This window comes from Salipiger marinus (assembly GCF_035481585.1).
GTDB classification, from domain to species: Bacteria; Pseudomonadota; Alphaproteobacteria; order Rhodobacterales; family Rhodobacteraceae; genus Salipiger; species Salipiger marinus.
Genome location: NZ_JAYKSL010000008.1, coordinates 1 through 16,824 on the forward strand (window position 1 = coordinate 1; position 16,824 = coordinate 16,824).

Annotated in this window: 16 protein-coding genes; 9 read left to right on the forward strand and 7 right to left on the reverse strand. The window is 67.9% G+C overall.

Features of this window, described 5'->3' with window-relative positions; translation table 11 throughout:
- Positions 1–528 precede the first annotated feature (528 nt).
- Positions 529–1,323, reverse strand: coding sequence for a 2-keto-4-pentenoate hydratase (locus VK682_RS12070; protein WP_230796904.1), 795 nt, complete (start codon positions 1,321–1,323; stop codon positions 529–531).
- Positions 1,324–1,481: 158 nt separating this feature from the next.
- Complete coding sequence (locus VK682_RS12075) at positions 1,482–1,742, reverse strand: PepSY domain-containing protein (protein ID WP_089849833.1); 261 nt, start codon at positions 1,740–1,742, stop codon at positions 1,482–1,484.
- 291 nt (positions 1,743–2,033) lie between these two features.
- Between VK682_RS12075 and VK682_RS12080 the strand changes: the two genes are divergently transcribed.
- Entirely contained in the window at positions 2,034–2,222 is a 189-nt protein-coding gene (locus VK682_RS12080) for a PLDc N-terminal domain-containing protein (protein WP_089849835.1), read from the forward strand.
- 30 nt (positions 2,223–2,252) lie between these two features.
- The gene (locus VK682_RS12085; RefSeq protein ID WP_089849839.1) at positions 2,253–2,417 is read left to right on the forward strand and encodes a DUF1328 domain-containing protein; all 165 of its coding nucleotides are present in this window, start codon (positions 2,253–2,255) and stop codon (positions 2,415–2,417) included.
- 125 nt (positions 2,418–2,542) lie between these two features.
- On the opposite strand, the gene VK682_RS12090 is transcribed toward VK682_RS12085, so the two are convergent.
- On the reverse strand, positions 2,543–3,343 hold the full coding sequence (locus VK682_RS12090; protein WP_089849841.1) for a response regulator: 801 nt from the start codon (positions 3,341–3,343) through the stop codon (positions 2,543–2,545).
- A gap of 129 nt (positions 3,344–3,472) precedes the next feature.
- Between VK682_RS12090 and VK682_RS12095 the strand changes: the two genes are divergently transcribed.
- The 5 genes from VK682_RS12095 (at position 3,473) to VK682_RS12115 (ending at position 7,785) form a co-directional block, all read left to right on the forward strand.
- A complete protein-coding gene (locus tag VK682_RS12095; RefSeq protein WP_089849844.1) occupies positions 3,473–3,655 on the forward strand; it encodes a NepR family anti-sigma factor in 183 nt (60 codons plus the stop codon).
- Positions 3,652–4,209: an RNA polymerase sigma factor gene (locus VK682_RS12100; RefSeq protein WP_089849846.1), complete on the forward strand. Its 558-nt coding sequence runs from the start codon at positions 3,652–3,654 to the stop codon at positions 4,207–4,209. Before VK682_RS12095 ends, VK682_RS12100 begins: the two co-directional genes overlap by 4 nt.
- A gap of 126 nt (positions 4,210–4,335) precedes the next feature.
- A complete protein-coding gene (locus tag VK682_RS12105; protein ID WP_089849849.1) occupies positions 4,336–6,105 on the forward strand; it encodes a sensor histidine kinase in 1,770 nt (589 codons plus the stop codon).
- Entirely contained in the window at positions 6,089–7,066 is a 978-nt protein-coding gene (locus tag VK682_RS12110; protein WP_230796902.1) for an amidoligase family protein, read from the forward strand. Before VK682_RS12105 ends, VK682_RS12110 begins: the two co-directional genes overlap by 17 nt.
- A complete protein-coding gene (locus tag VK682_RS12115) occupies positions 7,027–7,785 on the forward strand; it encodes a gamma-glutamyl-gamma-aminobutyrate hydrolase family protein (protein WP_230796900.1) in 759 nt (252 codons plus the stop codon). Before VK682_RS12110 ends, VK682_RS12115 begins: the two co-directional genes overlap by 40 nt.
- A gap of 32 nt (positions 7,786–7,817) precedes the next feature.
- Here VK682_RS12115 and VK682_RS12120 read toward each other — a convergent pair whose 3' ends face one another.
- Positions 7,818–8,495 (reverse strand): PRC-barrel domain-containing protein, encoded by a 678-nt coding sequence (locus tag VK682_RS12120; RefSeq protein WP_324782008.1) that lies wholly within the window; start codon positions 8,493–8,495, stop codon positions 7,818–7,820.
- A 460-nt stretch (positions 8,496–8,955) separates the two neighbouring features.
- On the opposite strand from VK682_RS12120, the gene VK682_RS12125 reads away from it, so the two are divergent.
- Both VK682_RS12125 and der read left to right on the forward strand, forming a co-directional pair.
- A complete protein-coding gene (locus VK682_RS12125; RefSeq protein ID WP_324782009.1) occupies positions 8,956–10,482 on the forward strand; it encodes an aldehyde dehydrogenase (NADP(+)) in 1,527 nt (508 codons plus the stop codon).
- A gap of 224 nt (positions 10,483–10,706) precedes the next feature.
- A complete protein-coding gene (der, locus tag VK682_RS12130; protein WP_230796895.1) occupies positions 10,707–12,173 on the forward strand; it encodes a ribosome biogenesis GTPase Der in 1,467 nt (488 codons plus the stop codon).
- A 113-nt stretch (positions 12,174–12,286) separates the two neighbouring features.
- Here the strand turns inward: der and VK682_RS12135 are convergent, their stop codons facing one another.
- From VK682_RS12135 to VK682_RS12145, 3 genes are all read right to left on the reverse strand, one after another.
- A complete protein-coding gene (locus VK682_RS12135) occupies positions 12,287–14,863 on the reverse strand; it encodes an HWE histidine kinase domain-containing protein (protein ID WP_230796893.1) in 2,577 nt (858 codons plus the stop codon).
- Positions 14,856–15,542 (reverse strand): heme oxygenase-like domain-containing protein, encoded by a 687-nt coding sequence (locus VK682_RS12140; protein ID WP_230796892.1) that lies wholly within the window; start codon positions 15,540–15,542, stop codon positions 14,856–14,858. The genes VK682_RS12135 and VK682_RS12140 overlap by 8 nt, the downstream gene beginning before the upstream one ends.
- Positions 15,543–15,612: 70 nt before the next feature.
- Complete coding sequence (locus VK682_RS12145) at positions 15,613–16,656, reverse strand: YeeE/YedE family protein (RefSeq protein WP_324782010.1); 1,044 nt, start codon at positions 16,654–16,656, stop codon at positions 15,613–15,615.
- Positions 16,657–16,824: the final 168 nt, after the last annotated feature.

Genomic DNA, 16,824 nt, shown 5'->3' on the forward strand with positions numbered 1-16,824 from the left:
ACAGCGACCGCGCATACATCGCCTCATACCCGGACGCATCCACATGCGCCCGCGACACAAATTCCGCCGAGGGGGCAAACGCACCCGTGGTGGATTGAACCTCGTCCTTCATGGACACCTCCCAGTTTTAAATCTCGCGATGCGCGCCGCAGGCTGCACATCTCCATCCCTGCAAGGATCATACCGGGAAGCGAAAATAATGAAATAACCCTCGGGAATATAAGGGTTTATTTGTAAAGTATTTTCCGGATCAACGCGTATGGTGCAAATTTATTTGCATCACCCCGGAATATCGCATGGATTCAATAGCCTGCGGACAGGGGGGATTTTCCGCGATGACGGGAATGGCGGCACGGGCCGCCGCGCGGCGGGTGTGACAAAATGATGCGGGATACAATGGTATACCAGATTGCGGCTGCCAGCCGCGCCAAACGACTCACGCGGCGGCAGCGGTTCCGCGAAACGATCCGCGCATGGGCCCGGCGACCGGGGCAGGGCACCGGCCCCGAAGGGCCGGATGCCGACAGGTCAGACGAAGCGGATCTCGAGCCCGGGCAGCGAGATCCCCTGAAATTCGGTGCTCCAGACCGTGCCGGGCTGGACCGGATGGGCGTCGGTCAGCGTGCCGGTGCTGATGATTTCGCCCGCCTGCAGCGGGGCGGGATCGGGCTCCTGTGCCAGCGCCTCGACCAGATGGCGGAGCGCGCTCAGCGGGCCGCCCAGCACGTTGCGCGCATGGCCGCTGTCCAGCAGCGCACCGTCGCGGCGCAGCGCCACGCCAAAATCCGAAAGCTGCGCCGCCAGCGCCTGCGGGTTGCGGTGGGTTTCGAACCACGGCCCCACCACCAGCCGCCCGTGCAGCCCATAGGCGGCGGTCGCCCCCGCCGCGCTGAACCGCCACTCCGGAAAGACCGAGACCACGATTTCGCAGCCATGGGCGATGCGGTCGATGCAGCCCATCAGATCGGCCTCGTTCATGCCGGGTTCGGGGGCGCGGGCCAGATGCAGCACAATCTCGGGCTCGATCCGGGGCTCGGGCAGGGCATGAAGCGGAATCTCCGCCACGCCCGCCTCGGCCTCGATCACGGTGCTGTCCCAGACGTAATTCCAGATCGGCCCGTCGACACCGTAAAGCGGCCAGAGCGTGCGGTTGGAAAAGCCGATCTTGCGCCCGGCGACGCGGTCGCCCGCCCCGGCGCGCAGCTGGTGCATCCGGCTGCGGATGCGCCCTGCGGCCTCCATGTCGGCCACCTCCAGCGTCGCGTCCTGCCCGGTGCCACCCCAGAGCGTCATCAGCCGGTTGGTGATCTGTGCCTCGTCCATGCCAAAACTCCCCCTGTCCTGCGCGCGCCACTCTGCGGCGGCAGCCCGCTGCCGGCAAGGGCCAAGGCGGCAGAAATGGAAACGCCGCCTGCGGAGAACAGGCGGCGTCCCGGCAACGGAAACGGCGGGAGAAACGGACTGCCGTTCCGAATCTGCGGTTATTCCTTGCGCTTGTTGGTGACGGTCATCGCGGCGTCCAGATCCATGTCATACTGGCCATCGGCGCAGTAGACATCGTCAAGCTCGAAGCCGCCGCCCTCCTCCATCTCGATGTCATCGACATCCATCTCGCAGTCCATGCCCTCCAGCAGGGTCATGATCTGGGTGACCTGCGCCTCGGTCGGGCCGTGGTCATCGGCCAGACCGGCGGCGGGCAGGGTGGTGGTCAAGGCAAGGGTCGCGGCGATCAGCAGGCGCATGGGGGTCTCCTTCCTCCGTGTTGGGTCCAGACTGCGTCGCCCCTGCCGGACACGCAATTCTTAATTGTTAAGAAACTCCGCCGCCGCAACGGCTTGCGCGGCCCGGGCAGGGGACGGAACCTTTTTTCTGCTCGGGGGTTCTTGACACAGGAACGCCGGTGCCATGGGTGCCGGGGCCCACATCACAGGAAGACGGATCGCGCGGGGCTCTGGCCCGGCGGGGCTGGCGGGTTGTCCCGCCGGGCCGGAGCGGCACGGCTTCCCGCCATATGAAACGAAGGAGAACCTGCCATGGAATATGCAGGCATCGGGGGCCTCATTGTCCTCGCGCTCGACATCTGGGCGATTGTCTCGGTCATCGGGTCGCGCGCCAGCACGGGAGCAAAGGTGCTTTGGGTGCTGCTCATCCTCGTGCTGCCGATCCTCGGCTTCATCATCTGGCTCATCGCGGGGCCGCGGTCGTCGCGCTCGGTGGTCTGACCCTACATTCTCTGACAAAAGGACCTTATCATGCTGTACTGGGCACTTCTTTTCTTCATCGTTGCCATCGTCGCCGCCGTGTTCGGATTTGGTGGCATCGCGTCCGCCTCCGCAGGCATCGCACAGGTGCTGTTCTTCATCTTCCTCGTGCTGTTCGTGGTGACGCTGATCATGCGTCTGGTGCGCCGGGCGTGACCCGTCCAGCCGGGCCGGTGAGCGCGCCATGCGCCCCGGCCCTCACCACCTTCCCCGCAGGATGGGGCATAAAAAACGCCCCTCTCCATCCGGAAAGGGGCGTTGATCCATCGCAGAGCGGCCTGTCAGGCCTTCAGCGTCTCGGTGGAGGAGAAGAACATCGCCTGACTGACCGCAGAGCGCACCTGATCCTCGGAATAGGGTTTGGAGATCAGGAAGGCCGGTTCGGGCCGTTCGCCGGTCAGCAGACGTTCGGGGAAAGCGGTGATGAAGATCACCGGACGGTGGCCGATGCTGGCCAGAATGTCGTTCACCGCGTCGATGCCCGAGGAATTGTCGGCAAGCTGGATGTCGGCCAGCACCAGATCGGGAATGTCGCGCTGCGCCAGATCCACCGCCTTGTCCCGGGTGCGCGCCACGCCGGTGACCCGGTGGCCCAGATCGGCGACGATGCTTTCCAGATCCATGGCGATGATCGCCTCATCCTCGATGATGAGCACGCGGCCAGACACCGCATCCGCCATTTCCTGCCGCGCCAGCGACACCAGCTGCCCGGCCTCGTCGCTGCCGATCTGCATGATCTCTCCGACTTCGGGCAGGGTGAACTCTTCGATCGTGTGCAGCAGCAGGGCTTCGCGGCTGTTGGCGGTCAGCTTGCCCAGCCGGGCCTGCGCTGCGGCGCGCGGCCCCGAATCCTCGTCGACGACGGGGGCGCCGGTGCTGGCCCAGATGCCGTGAAAGACGCGAAAGAGACCGACCTTCGGCCCGGACGCTTCCGACATCGCCCCGCGATCGGCAAGAATCGCCTCAAGCGTGGCGGCGGCGTAATTGTCGCCGGTGGTCTGGCTCCCGGTCAGCGCCCGAGCGTAGCGCCGCAGATAGGGAAGGGCGGCGCCGATGGTCTGGCCCAAATCACCCTGTGTCATGAATTCATCCTTTTTCGCTTTTTTCGGGAACCCAACGCCAGATCTGCGCATTGGTTCCGCGACAACAAGAGATATACAAAGAAAAGTGCGCGGACGCGCACCCCAGAGCCAAGGATCGACCAGAATAAAATGCCCCATTCACGGAGAAATCCCAAGGAAGCGGAAGTCATAGATGAAAACCTTCGGCGCGTGTACCAGGACATGCTCGACGAGAAGGTGCCAGACCGCTTTCTTGACCTCATCTCGCAACTGAAGTCTCAGGACGAGGCCCCCGCGCCCGACGCGGCCGGCAAGGGCGAGGATGTGGCATGAGCGCCGATCCCCGCGATGAAATCGTGGAACACCTGCCGGCCCTGCGCGCATTTTCCTTTTCGCTGACCCGTAACGGCGCCTTGGCCGATGACATGGTCCAGGACACGCTGGTCAAGGCATGGACCAAGATCGGCACATTCGAGCAGGGCACGAACATGCGGGCATGGCTGTTCACCATCCTGCGAAACACCTACTATTCGAACCGGCGCAAGGCGGGGCGCGAGGTGTCTGATTCCGAGGGCGTGTTCACCGAAAGCCTGTCGGAGAAACCTGCCCATGACGGGCGGCTGCAGATGGCCGATTTCCGCCGCGCGTTCATCCTGCTGTCGGATGAACAGCGCGAGGCGCTAATTCTTGTGGGAGCGCAGGGTTTCTCTTACGAAGAAGCTGCGGAAACCTGCGGAGTCGCGGTCGGCACCATCAAAAGCCGCGTCAACCGGGCGCGGGCCAGACTGAGCGAGCTATTGCAGCTTGACGAAAACGACGAGCTTGAGATGACGGATCAGGCGACCATGGCGGTTGTGTCCGGGTCGAGGGCCGGCGCCTTGGGTTGAGACAGCACTGCCCGGCGTAAGACAGGGAACGCCGGAAGGGGTGCCGCGATGCGCGGAACAGAACGACGGGCCGGACGCCGCGATGCGGCGACCGACCATCAGAGCCGGAGAACAAGAAAGGGTGTCATGACCGGGACCGCTGGGGTGTGGCGGCTAAGGCCTACCGGGCTGGCCGCGCGGATCATCCTGTTTCTTTCTCTGGCGCTGGTGCCGATTGGGGTCGTTGCCTATTTCCAGACAACCAAACTTGCAGAGGAAACCCGTCTGCGGTCGCAGCTGAGCCTTGTGGCGCTGACCGAGACGGCGGCCCTTGGCGAGCGCGAGACGATTCTGCGCGCGCAGGGCGGCGCGCAGGCCATTGGCGCGACCCTTGGCCAGTCGCTGGGCGACCGGGCCGACTGTTCGCGCCGTCTGGCCAGCTATCTGACCGCCTCTCCGGGTTACAGCTTTGCCGCGATCATGACGCGGGACGGCACCATCGTGTGCAATTCCATGGCCATCGAGATGCGGATCGAGGATTATCCCCGCCTCGCGCAGCTGGTGGACACGCCGGGCGCCACGGCATGGCTCAACCCGCAGGGCCCGATGAGCGGGCGGTCGGTCATCGTGGTGGCGCAGCCGTTTTTCCTGTCCGGCGCGCTGGCGGGGCATGTGCTGCTGTCGGTGCCCTCGACGCTGCTGCCGCGCGGGCAGAACACCGAAGTCCCCGCCGATTTCGAAGAGCTTATCACCATCAATGAAAACGGCGAGATCCTGTCGGCGCGCGACGAGTTCGCGCAGGTGGAGGATCTGCTGCCCGCCGATCTGGATCTGCAAAGCCTGATCGGCGCCAAGCCGCAGAGCTTTGCCGCACGCAGCGCCGATGGCGAGACCCGCGTCTATGCCTCCGCGCCGCTGGTGCCGGGGATGATCCACGCGCTGGGGATCTGGAGCCCGCAGAACGCCGAGGCGCAGGCGATCAGCGTCGGCGGGCTGGCGATGGTGGCGGTGGCGCTGCCGCTGCTGATGTGGGCGGCCTCGGTCGTGGTGGCGTTTCTGGCGGTCAACCGGCTGGTGATCCGCCACATTCACCGGCTGTCGCGGCGGATGCGCGCCTTTGCCCTGTCGCGCCGCGTGCCCGACGCGCGGGATGGCGCCATGCCTGCCGAACTGGCGGACATGGAGGATGACTTCCTCGACATGGCCGATGCGATCCTGCGCGACGAGGCGCTGCAGGAAAATGCCCTGCGTGAAAAGACCATCCTGCTGAAGGAGGTGCACCACCGGGTGAAGAACAACCTCCAGCTGATCTCCTCGATCATGAACATGCAGATCCGCCAGTCCCGCAACGACGAGACCCGCGCCATCCTGCACCGGCTGCAGGACCGCGTGCGCAGTCTGGCCACCATCCACCGCAACCTCTACCAGACCGAGGATCTGGGCCATGTGAATGCGGGCGTGCTGCTCAAGGACATGGTGGCGCAGATGAGTCAGGTGGCCAATTCCGACACCGATGTCAGCGTCGAGGCGGAGGATATCGAGGCCGTGCCCGATCAGGCGGTGCCGCTGTCGCTGCTGACCGCCGAGGCGCTGACCAATGCCACCAAATATGCCGGACCCGGCGCCGATGGCCGCATCGCCGTGCGTGTGGTGCTGCGCCGCGAACCGGGGCGGCGCGCGCTGCTGGAGGTGGTCAATACCGGCGATTCCGAAGCCGTGGCGCAGGAGCGGCGGTTTGACGGCGAACCGGCGGGGCTCGGCTCCAAGCTGATGCAGGCCTTTGCGATGCAGCTGGGCGGCCAGCTGGAGCAGGGGCCGGTGGCCGACGGCTACCGCGTGGCGATCCGCTTCGCGCTGGAAGAATTCATCCCCGACCCAAGCGTTCCCGACAAGGTGCCCAATGTCCCCAATTTCTGACCTTGCGCCCGACACAAGGCCGCTGCCCCTGCCGCGCCCGATGACCGCTGCGGGCAAGCCCCGCCGCGTCGGGGTGGAGGTGGAGTTTTCCGGCCTGACCGAAGAGCAGGTGGCGGGCGTCCTGACCGAGGTGCTGGGCGGGCGCGCCCATGAACAGCGTCCCGGTCGCTGGCTGGTCGAGGACAGCCGCCTGGGCAGGTTCGAGGTCTATCTGGACAGCCGCCCGCTGGAGGCGCTGCATCATGACGGGCTGGGCAACCATATCCGCGATCTGGCCCGCGCCGTGGTGCCGGTGGAGATCGTCAGCGATCCGCTGCAGGTCGATGATCTGGCACCGCTGGACGAGGCGATGGCGGCGCTGCGCGAGGCCGGGGCCGAGGGCACCGGGGCGGGGATGCTGTCGGGCTTCGGCCTGCATTTCAATCCCGAGGTGGTGTCGCTGGACTTTGCCGATGTGGCGCCGGTGCTCACCGCCCATGCGCTGATCGAGGATCACCTGCGCCGCCGCACCGGCACCGATCTGGCGCGGCGGCTGATGACATGGGTCGATCCCTATCCGCGCACGCTGGTGGACCGGCTGGCGGCGCGCGATGCCCCCGCCGACATGACGGCGCTGATGGACACCTATCTGCGGCTGGCGCCCACGCGGAATCACGGGCTGGACATGATGTGCATCTTTGCCGAGATTGACCGGCCCCGCGTCGCGCGCAGCATGGACATGGAACTGATCTCGCCCCGGCCCACCTATCACTGGCGCCTGCCCGACTGCCGCATCGACGAGCCGGACTGGTCGCTGGCGCTGGAATGGAACCGCTGGGTTCTGGTGGAACAGGTGGCGGAAAACCCCGACCTGCTGGAACGGCTCAAGGAGGCATGGCGCGATCACCGCGCCTCGCTGACCTCGATCCGGGCGGACTGGGCATGGCGGTCGGGCGGGCTTCTGGAGGGCGCGGGCCTGTGAAGCCAAGGATCGGGGTCACGGTGTCCCGCCGCTCGGGCTGGCGGGTCTTTCCTTTCATGGCGCTGGCGGTCTGGCTGGCGGGGGGCCGGGCGCTGCGCTGGCAGGCGGGACACCGGGCCGTCGATCTGGATGATGTGGATGGCGTCGTGATCGGCGGCGGCGATGACATCACGCCCACGCTTTACGGCGGCGAGCTGTCGGTGGGGGTGCGGCTTGACCCCGCCCGCGACGATCTGGAACAGGAGGTGCTGCGCGGCGCCTTTGACCGGGGCCTGCCGATCCTCGGCATCTGCCGCGGCGCGCAGATGCTGAACGTGGTGCTGGGCGGCACGCTGCATGCCGATGCCTATGCCGTGCACCCCTCTCGCAAGTTCAACACGGTGCTGCCGCGCAAACGGGTGGACGTGACGCGGGGCACGCTGCTGGCGCGCACCACGCGGGCGATCTGCCTGAACGTGAACGCGCTGCATTCGCAGGCGGTGGATGATCTGGGCAAGGGTCTGCGCATCGCCGCGCGCGACGAGGGCGGCATGGTGCAGGCGGTGGAACGGATGAGCGACCCCTTCGCGGTGGGGGTGCAGTGGCATCCGGAATATCTGGTCTACCGCCGCGCCCACCGGCGGCTGTTCCGCGCGCTGGTCGCGGCGGCGCGCGCCCGCCAGAGCCGCGCCAGCCAGATGGACGCGGCAGAGGCGATGGCGGCAGAGCCGCGCGGCTAGCAGGGGCCGCCGCGCGAGACCCCGCTGCGGGGTCATTCGGGGGACAGCATGTCGCTGGCCAGCGGCGCGGTTTCAAGCCCGGCCAGCGTCAGATCCAGCACCACATGGCCGCCCCGCTCCGCCTCGGCGCGGGTCACCAGTTCAAACATCGGCACGGCGCGCTGGCGGTGGCCAAAAAGCTTGCCATTGTCGACGACGATATGGGTCAGCTCCCCCGCCACCGGATCATACAGCAGATCCGACACGGTGCCCGCCTCGCCGTCGCGGGCAAAGACCGGATGGCCCAGCCAGTCGCCCAGCCGGTCATAGCGCGCCAGCGCCGCCTGTGCGCGCGGATCGGGCTCGTCCTCGCCGGGGCGTTCATGCTCGGGCATCAGCAGCGGCGCAGAGGGCGCGCCAAACGGCCCGATCACCATGGGGGGCATCGCGGCCAGCATCGCCACCATCTCGTCATGGCCGCCGCCACAGCGGGGCGCACGGTCCAGCTCGTCCTCGCGCAGGTGCAGCGGCATCTCCTGCGCCTCCGCCTCGGGCACCCCAAGCGCCGAAGCCGCGATCAGCACGCGGTCGCCGGGGGCCAGCCCCGCAGGTTCCACCATGACATAGACCAGCCTGCGCGTTTCGGCCTCGAACAGCAGGTCATGCAGCGCAAGCCGCCGCTCTCCCGCGCGCACGCGCCACGACAGCAGGTCCGTCAGACTGATAAGCATAGGTCCGCCCCTTCCTCGATTTGTCCAATCCAACCGGGCAATGCGGGAAATGGTTCCGGAACTGCCCTTGCCCCGGCGGCGTTCCTGCTGTGACTGCAAAGGGAGACAGCCATGTCCGTCGATATCTTTATCGTGGGGCTGGCCGCTCTCATCGTCATCGCGATCCTTATTCTGGCGCTGACCGACGCCGACCGGGGGGACGAGGATTCGCGCTGATCGCGTGACATGCCCCGGCTGGTGACCGGGGCGCAACTCACCAGCGGCCTGTCCCTGCGCATGCGTGCATCCGGATGGCGGCTCCCAAGCGGGAGCCGCCATCCCGGTCCGGCCCGAGAGAGGCCGAAAACCCCGCTGCGGGCCCATCATGCCTTGACGGCACGGGCTTCGCCTCTGGTATACCATTTTTCGAATCCCCCGGGCTCCGGCCCGGGTCCGCCACAAGCGAAAGGAATACGACCACATGTCCGACCAACCCGTTTTCACCCCTCATGGCAAACATCTGATCGCTGGCGCATGGGTCGCGGGCGACACGACCTTCGCCTCCGAACCGGCCCATGGTCCCGTGCATCAGTTTTCCGTGGGCACCCCGGCGCTGGTCGATGAAGCCTGCCGCGCCGCGGAAGAGGCATTCTGGACCTATGGCTACACCACGCGCGAGGCGCGCGCCAAATTCCTGCACGCCATCGCCGACGAGATCGAAGCCCGCGCCGCCCAGATCACCGAGATCGGCACGCAGGAAACCGGCCTGCCCGAAGGCCGCCTGAACGGCGAACGCGGCCGCACCACCGGCCAGCTGCGGCTTTTTGCTGAACATATCCTGAAGGGCGATCATCTGGACCGCCGTCATGACAGCGCGCTGCCCGACCGTCAGCCGCTGCCGCGCCCGGACATCAAGCTGGTGCAGCGCCCGATCGGCCCGATCGCGGTCTTCGGCGCCTCGAACTTCCCGCTCGCCTTCTCCACCGCAGGCGGTGACACCGCCGCAGCGCTGGCCGCAGGCTGCCCGGTTGTGGTCAAGGGCCATTCCGCCCATCCCGGCACCGGCGAGATCGTCGCCGAAGCCGTGCACGCCGCCATCGAAAGCTGCGGCATGCCCAAGGGCGTGTTCAGCCTGATCCAGGGCGGCAAGCGCGATGTCGGTCAGGCACTGGTCCAGCACCCGCTGATCAAGGCCGTGGGCTTCACCGGCTCGCTCGGCGGTGGCCGCGCGCTGTTCGATCTCTGCGCGCAGCGTCCCGAACCCATCCCCTTCTTCGGCGAACTGGGCTCGGTCAACCCGATGTTCCTGCTGCCCGAAGCGGTCAAGGCCCGCGGGGCCGACATCGGCAAGGGCTGGGCGGGGTCGCTCACCATGGGCGCGGGCCAGTTCTGCACCAATCCCGGCATCGCCGTGGTCCAGACCGGCCCCGAGGGTGACGCCTTTGTCGCCGCCGCCGCCGAGGCTCTGAAAGGCGCCGCACCGCAGGTCATGCTGACCGACGGCATCGCCAAGGCCTACAAGGACGGCAAGGCGCGCTTTGACGGGCGCAATGCCGTGGAGCCGGTGCTGACCACCGACAGCGAAGGCCGCAACGCCGCCCCCAACCTCTACCAGACCGATGCCTCCAACTACCTGCAGGATCACGCGCTGGGCGAAGAGGTGTTCGGCCCGCTGGGTCTGGTGGTGCGCGTCTCCGGCGCGGACGAGATGGAAACGCTGGCCCGCGGCTTCGAAGGCCAGCTGACCGCGACCCTCCACATGGACGAGGGGGACACCGCGCTGGCGCAGCGCCTGATGCCGGTGCTGGAGCGCAAGGCAGGCCGCGTGCTGGTCAACGGCTTCCCGACCGGGGTCGAAGTCAGCGATGCGATGGTCCATGGCGGACCTTACCCCGCCTCGACCAATTTCGGCGCCACCTCCGTGGGCACCATGTCGATCCGCCGCTTCCTGCGCCCGGTCAGCTACCAGAACCTGCCCGACGCGCTGCTGCCGGACGACCTGAAGTAACGCCGCCGCCCGGACCGCTCCGGCGCGTCCATTGGCTGCAAATATCCCGGGGGAGTCCCCGCAAGGGGACGGGGGCAGCGCCCCCGCACTGCCCGCTCCGCCGCCACAGCGGCAGCGGGCGGCCCCCCTCCGGACCCGAAAGGGCCGACCGCTTCGCCGGTCGGCCCTTTCGCCTTGGCGCAAAATGCGCTACTCGACCCGCTTGGAATCATGGAGCGCAGCTGATGTCCTTCTCCCTTGCCATCGTCGGCCGCCCCAATGTGGGCAAGTCCACGCTGTTCAACCGTCTTGTGGGCCGACGGCTGGCGCTGGTCGATGACCAGCCCGGCGTGACCCGCGACCTGCGCGAAGGCGAGGCGCGGCTGGGGGATCTGCGGTTCACCGTGATCGACACGGCGGGTCTGGAAGAGGCCACCGACGAAAGCCTGCAGGGCCGGATGCGCAAGCTGACCGAGCGCGCGGTGGACATGGCCGATATCTGCCTCTTCATGATCGACGCGCGGGTGGGCGTGACCCCCACCGACGAGATTTTTGCGGAAATCCTGCGCAAGCGCGCCGCCCATGTGATCCTTGCCGCCAACAAGGGCGAAGGCTCCGCCGCCGATGCGGGCGTGCTGGAGGCTTACGGGCTGGGCTTGGGCGAACCGGTGCGGATTTCGGCGGAACATGGCGAGGGCATGCCCGAACTTTACGCCATGCTGCAGCCGCTGGCCGATGCCTTTGACGAACGCGCCGAGGCCGAGGCGCCCGAAACCGAGGTGGAACTGGACACCGATGGCGAACTCGCCGAGGGCGAGGAGGCCAAGCTGGTCCTGCCCACCGCCAGCAAGCCGCTGCAGATCGCCGTGGTGGGGCGGCCCAATGCGGGCAAGTCCACGCTGATCAACGCCATTCTGGGCGAGGAACGGCTGCTGACCGGCCCCGAGGCGGGCATCACCCGCGATGCCATCTCGGTCCGGCTGGACTGGGAAGGCGTGCCGATGCGGGTCTTTGACACCGCAGGCATGCGCAAGCGCGCCAAGATTCAGGAAAAGCTGGAAAAACTCTCGGTCTCCGACGGGCTGCGCGCGGTGAAATTCGCCGAGGTCGTGGTGGTGCTGCTCGACGCGGCCATCCCCTTTGAACAGCAGGATCTGCGCATCGCCGATCTGGCGGAACGCGAGGGCCGCGCCGTGGTGGTCGCGGTCAACAAATGGGACGTGGAAGACAACAAGCAGGAAAAGCTGCGCGATCTCAAGGAGGCCTTCGACCGGCTGCTGCCGCAGCTGCGCGGCGCGCCGCTGGTCACGGTTTCGGCCAAGACCGGGCGCGGGCTGGACCGGCTGCAGGCCGCGATCATGAAGGCGTGGGAGGTGTGGAACCGCCGCGTCACCACCGGGCAGCTCAACCGCTGGCTGGAGGCGATGGTGTCCTCGCACCCGCCGCCCGCGCCGCAGGGCCGCCGCATCAAGCTGCGCTACATGACGCAGGCCAAGACCCGACCGCCGCATTTTGTGGTGATGTGCTCGCGCCCCGAGGACATGCCGGACAGCTATTCGCGCTATCTGGTCAACGGGCTGCGCGAGAGCTTCGACATGCCCGGCACGCCGATCCGGCTAGTGCTGCGCGGGCAGGGCGACAAAAACCCCTACAAGGGCCGCCGCGAACGCAATGCCGGCGCGCTGAAGAAGCATCTGGGCAAGAAGGGCTGAGCCCGCTCCCAAGGGAGGGGGCGCTGCCCCCTCTGCGGCTTTGCCGCATTCACCCCCGGAGTTTAGGGGCAAGATGAAGGGGCAGGGCCGCGCGCCCGCCCCTTTTTTTCGGGTCAGCTCTGACGGTCGAGCGCCTTGCGGAAGGCCTCGGCGAGGCTGTGTTCCGAAAACGGTTTCTGCACGATCTCGCAGGGCGGGTAGGCCGCGATGATCTCCTGCGCCTCGCCATAGCCGGTGGCGACGACGAAGGGGATGCCCAGTTCCGCCAGCCGTTCCGCCACCGGCACCGACTGTTCCTTGCCCAGATTGACGTCGAGCAGCGCAAAATCCGGCGGTCCGGCGGCGATGGTCGCCAGCGCTTCGGAGACCGAGGCGCAGATGGTGACCTCGGAGGCGCCTGCCGCTTCCAGCGTGCTCTGCGCGTCAAGCGCGATGATCAGGCTGTCCTCGACCACAAGACCGCGCCCCTGCAGAGCCGCCGGGGCGCGGGGGGCCCTTGCTTGGGGGGCTGCGGCGGGCTGCTGGTCCTCGGGCAGGAAGGCCGTGACATGGGCGGGCGGGATGCGGAAGCGGGCCTCGAGCCCGGTGACGTGATAATCCACCTGCGCGTCGCCTTTCAGCTCGTGCGGGATCGAGGTTTCGATGATCGTGGTGCCGAAGCCGCGCCGTCTGGGCGGGCTTACCGGCGGGCCGCCGCGTTCCACCCAGCGGATCTCCAGCGCGCCGCCCCTGTCTTCGGAGAGGGTGATCCGCACCGATCCCGAATTGTCGCAGAGCGCGCCGTATTTGACCGAATTCGTGGTCATCTCGTGCAGCACCAGCGCCAGCGCCGTGTAGGCATTGGGGCCGATCAGTGCATCGGGCCCGTCGATGCGCAGCCGTCTTGCGCCGGGCTGGGCATAGGCATCAAACTCGCAGGTGATCAGCGATTTCAGCGAGGCGGGCTCCCAGCGTTCGGCGGTCAGCTGGTCATGGGCGCGGGCCAGCGACTGGATGCGCCCGTCTAGGTTCGCGGTGAATTCGCCAAGGCTGCGCGCGCTGCTTTTGGTCTGCGCCACCAGCCCGCGCATCAGGTTCAGGATATTGCGCACCCTGTGGTTCAGTTCCGAGATCAGAAGCTGCTGCTGCTGCTGGGCATGGCGGCGTTCTTCGGAGGCGGCATCGGTGATCTTGAGGAAGATCTCCAGCAGCACGGTGCGCAGCAGGTCGGCGGCATGGCGGGCATGGGGGGACCATGGCGCGGAACGGCCGCGCACGGTTTCCTGCCAGACCTCGAAGCTTTTGCGCGGGGTCAGCCGCACGCCGTTGGGGCCGAGCGTCGCGGGTTTGGCGGGATCGCCCGCCCAGTCCACCGTGGTCACCTGTTCCCGGCGGCAGAGGGCGATGTAATCGCGCGGGCGGCGCGAGATCGGGATGGCAAGCACCCCCGCGCAGCGTCCGGCGTAATCCGCGGCAGGGGGATGCACCTCGGCAAGATGTTCCGAGGCGAAGACGCCCGAGCCGATGCTGCGGTCGAAGACGCGGGCAAGGGCGCGGAATTCTTCTTCGGTGGGGGTGTCGCCGGTGGCATGGACATGGCCGTCGGTGAACAGCACCATGCCGTCATGCGGGATCACGGCGCGCAGGTCGTCGGACACCGACAGCAGCGTTTCGGGCAGGGCCGCGCCATTGGCCATATGCGCCATGAGACGGCTCTGCAGCTGCGCCATGTCGGCCTGCGCCTTGGCCTTCTGCCGCTCCAGATGGCGGCCCAGCTCATAGGCGAAGAGATGGGCGAACATCTCTATGGCGGTGCGGCGTTCGAAATCGATGTAGCGCGGGCTGTCATGGTGGCAGGCAAAGAGCCCCCACAGCTCCCCGTCGCGCATGATCGACACCGACATCGAGGCACGCACCCCCATGTTGCGCAGATATTCGATATGGATGGGCGAGACCGCCCGCGTCACCGACAGCGACAGGTCGAGCGGCGCCCCGGTCACGGTCTGCGGCGGCAGGATGGCGGCGCCCGGATCCTCGGTATCGGCGATCAGCCGCAGCAGCGCCCGGGCATAAAGCGCGCGCGCCTGCGCGGGAATGTCCGAGGCCGGAAAGCGCTGGCCCATGTAGCGCGGGCCGCGGTCGGCGCGGTCTTCGGCGATCACCCGGCCCGACTGGTCGGGCTGGAATTCATAGACCATCACGCTGTCAAAGCCTGACAGCGCGCGCAGGCCACGCGCCGCCTCGCGGGCAAGATCGGCCAGACCCGCCTCCGGGGGCAGGGCGCGGATATGCGGATAGACCTCGCTCATCACGTCGCCGCCGCGGCGCGGGGTCTTCGGCTCCAGCTCCACGATCAGATGCGCGCCGCTGTAATGCATCGACACGTCAAAGCCCTGTCCCCGTGCGGTCAGCACCACGTCAAAAAGCCGCGTGGTGCCGTCCTGCTGTCCGGCGGCACGCAGGTTGCTGCGCAGCCGCTCGAACCCGTCGCTGACGATCAGATCCGACAGCGGACGGCCCAGCAGGCTGTCTTCGGGCAGGCCAAGCAGTCCGGCTGCGTTTTCCGAACAGTGCTGCACGATCCAGTCCTGCGACACCGCCAGCAGCGCGCCATAGGATTGCACGCGGCCCAGCTGGTGGATCGGTTCACGGTCGCAATTGGTCAGGTCGACGGGCGCCGTGCCGGTTTCGGGGGAAAACGTGTCAGCCAAGAAGAAGGTCTTTCCGTGTCTGGGCGGGGCGCGGCGGGGCTTGCCGCGGGGGAGATGCCGCTGGGGGGGCCTGCGCGGCCAGCGCGAAGATCTGGAAGGCCCGCCGCGCATCGGCGCAGATCCGGGCGGCGCGGGGGCTGGCGGGGTCGATGCCGTCGAGCAGGGTGCAGAGCGCGCGCCACTCTGCCGGGGCCTGCGTGGCGGTGAAAGAGCGGGGCAGCGGGGCATGGCCCGCCTCGGTCAGCCGTCGCCGCAGCACCTCCGTGCCCAGACGGGATCCGGTCGCGATATACTCTGCCGCCAGCGGGTCCAGCCGGTGGGGGGCGGCAAGGCGGGGCACAGCAAGCCCGCGCGCGGCACAGTCGGCCCGCAGCACGTCCAGCACTTGCGGCAGCACCGATCCGCCGGGCAGATCGGGCGCGGCCTGTCTCAGGGCGGCGAAGCCTGCGGCCTGCGCCTGCAGAAAGCGATCCAGATGGCGGACCGGATCCGCCAGCATCGGGGCAAACAGCTTCTCGACGCGATGATGATCGCGGGCGGTGCTGCGGCGAAGGAGGTGACGGAAGCTCTCTGCTGCGGGGGCAGGCGGGCAGGCGGTCGGGGCGATGGTGGTCGGCGTGATCTGGTCGTTTCCCTGTCTTGCGGCATCGTGACAAAACCCCGGCAAAAGCCGGGGCACGCTGCCACATTTCCCCGTAAACGCGGGAACAGACCCGCAGGTTCCCGGAAATACGAGATTTTTTCGTGATCTATTCTGCGGGCTGCAGGGCGGGCCGGATCTGCAGCAGGGCCGCCATTCCCAAGCCCCCCGCAGCGATGGCCGCCAGCGCCAGAAAGGCCGCGAAGGACAGGGTGGCGGTGCCCGACAGGCCCGCACCCACGGTGCAGCCCCCGGCCAGAACGCCGCCCGCGCCCATCAGCACCGCACCCGCCAGATAGCGCCCGGTTTCGCGCGGGGAGGAGAAGCTTTGCCACTGGAACCTGCGGCTGGCCAGCGCGGAGCCGAGCGCCCCCAGCAGCACGCCGCCCACCAGACCTGCGCCAAAATTCGCGGGCACGGCAGTGCCGGCGATGGCCCAGAACAGGCTGTCCGCCATGCTGGAGGTGAATGCGAGGCTTTCCACCGCGATGGGGTCGAATTCATCCTGCAGCGCCAGCCCGGTGCCGACCCAGCCCAGCGGCACCAGCAGACCCAGCGCCGCCGCCTGCGCCAGCAGCGCGGGCCGCGCGCCGGAGCGCAGCGCCAGCACCAGCGCGCCCGCCGCCAGCAGCGCCGTCCAGACCAGCGCGCCGCCGGGCAGGGCGGCAAAGCCGGTGAGCGTGCCCAGATCCAGCGTGACGCCGCCCAGCGTGGTGCGCAGCGGCGCCAGCAGGCCCTTCAGCGTGGCATGGGCGGTGACGGCAAAGACCAGCACCACGGTCAGCGCGCGCAGGTTGCCCGAGCCGGTGAGCACGGTCAGCCGCGAGATGCAGCCCCGCGTCAGCACCATGCCCGCGCCAAACATCAGCCCGCCCGCAAGGATGGCCGCCACCGGCAGGGCCTGCGCGTAAAAGCGATGATCGCCGAAGCTGATCCAGCCCAGAGCCACCGCCGCCTGCGTGCCGAGCAGGGCCGCGGCAAAGCCCGCCAGCCAGACGCCACGGGCCTGCGGGGCGTCCTCGCGCACCAGCGCGCGGCGGAAACAGAAGGCGGTGCGTTCCGCCAGCAGGCCAAACAGCAGGCCAAGCCCCACGCCAAAGACCACCGCAACCTGCGGCGCTGTCAGCGACTGAAAGCCAAGGGTTTCGAACATGGCGCATCCTCCGGGGTCTGGAACACCGGACCAGATGGCCGAGCCTGTGCGGCTTGGCAAGGGGGGCGGGGCGAAGGATTTCCCGCCTGCCTGCCTTTGGGGCGAACCGCTGTTCCGCGGGATGCGGAACGGGCGGGGGATGGTCCGTCCCCCGCCCGTGCCTGCGCT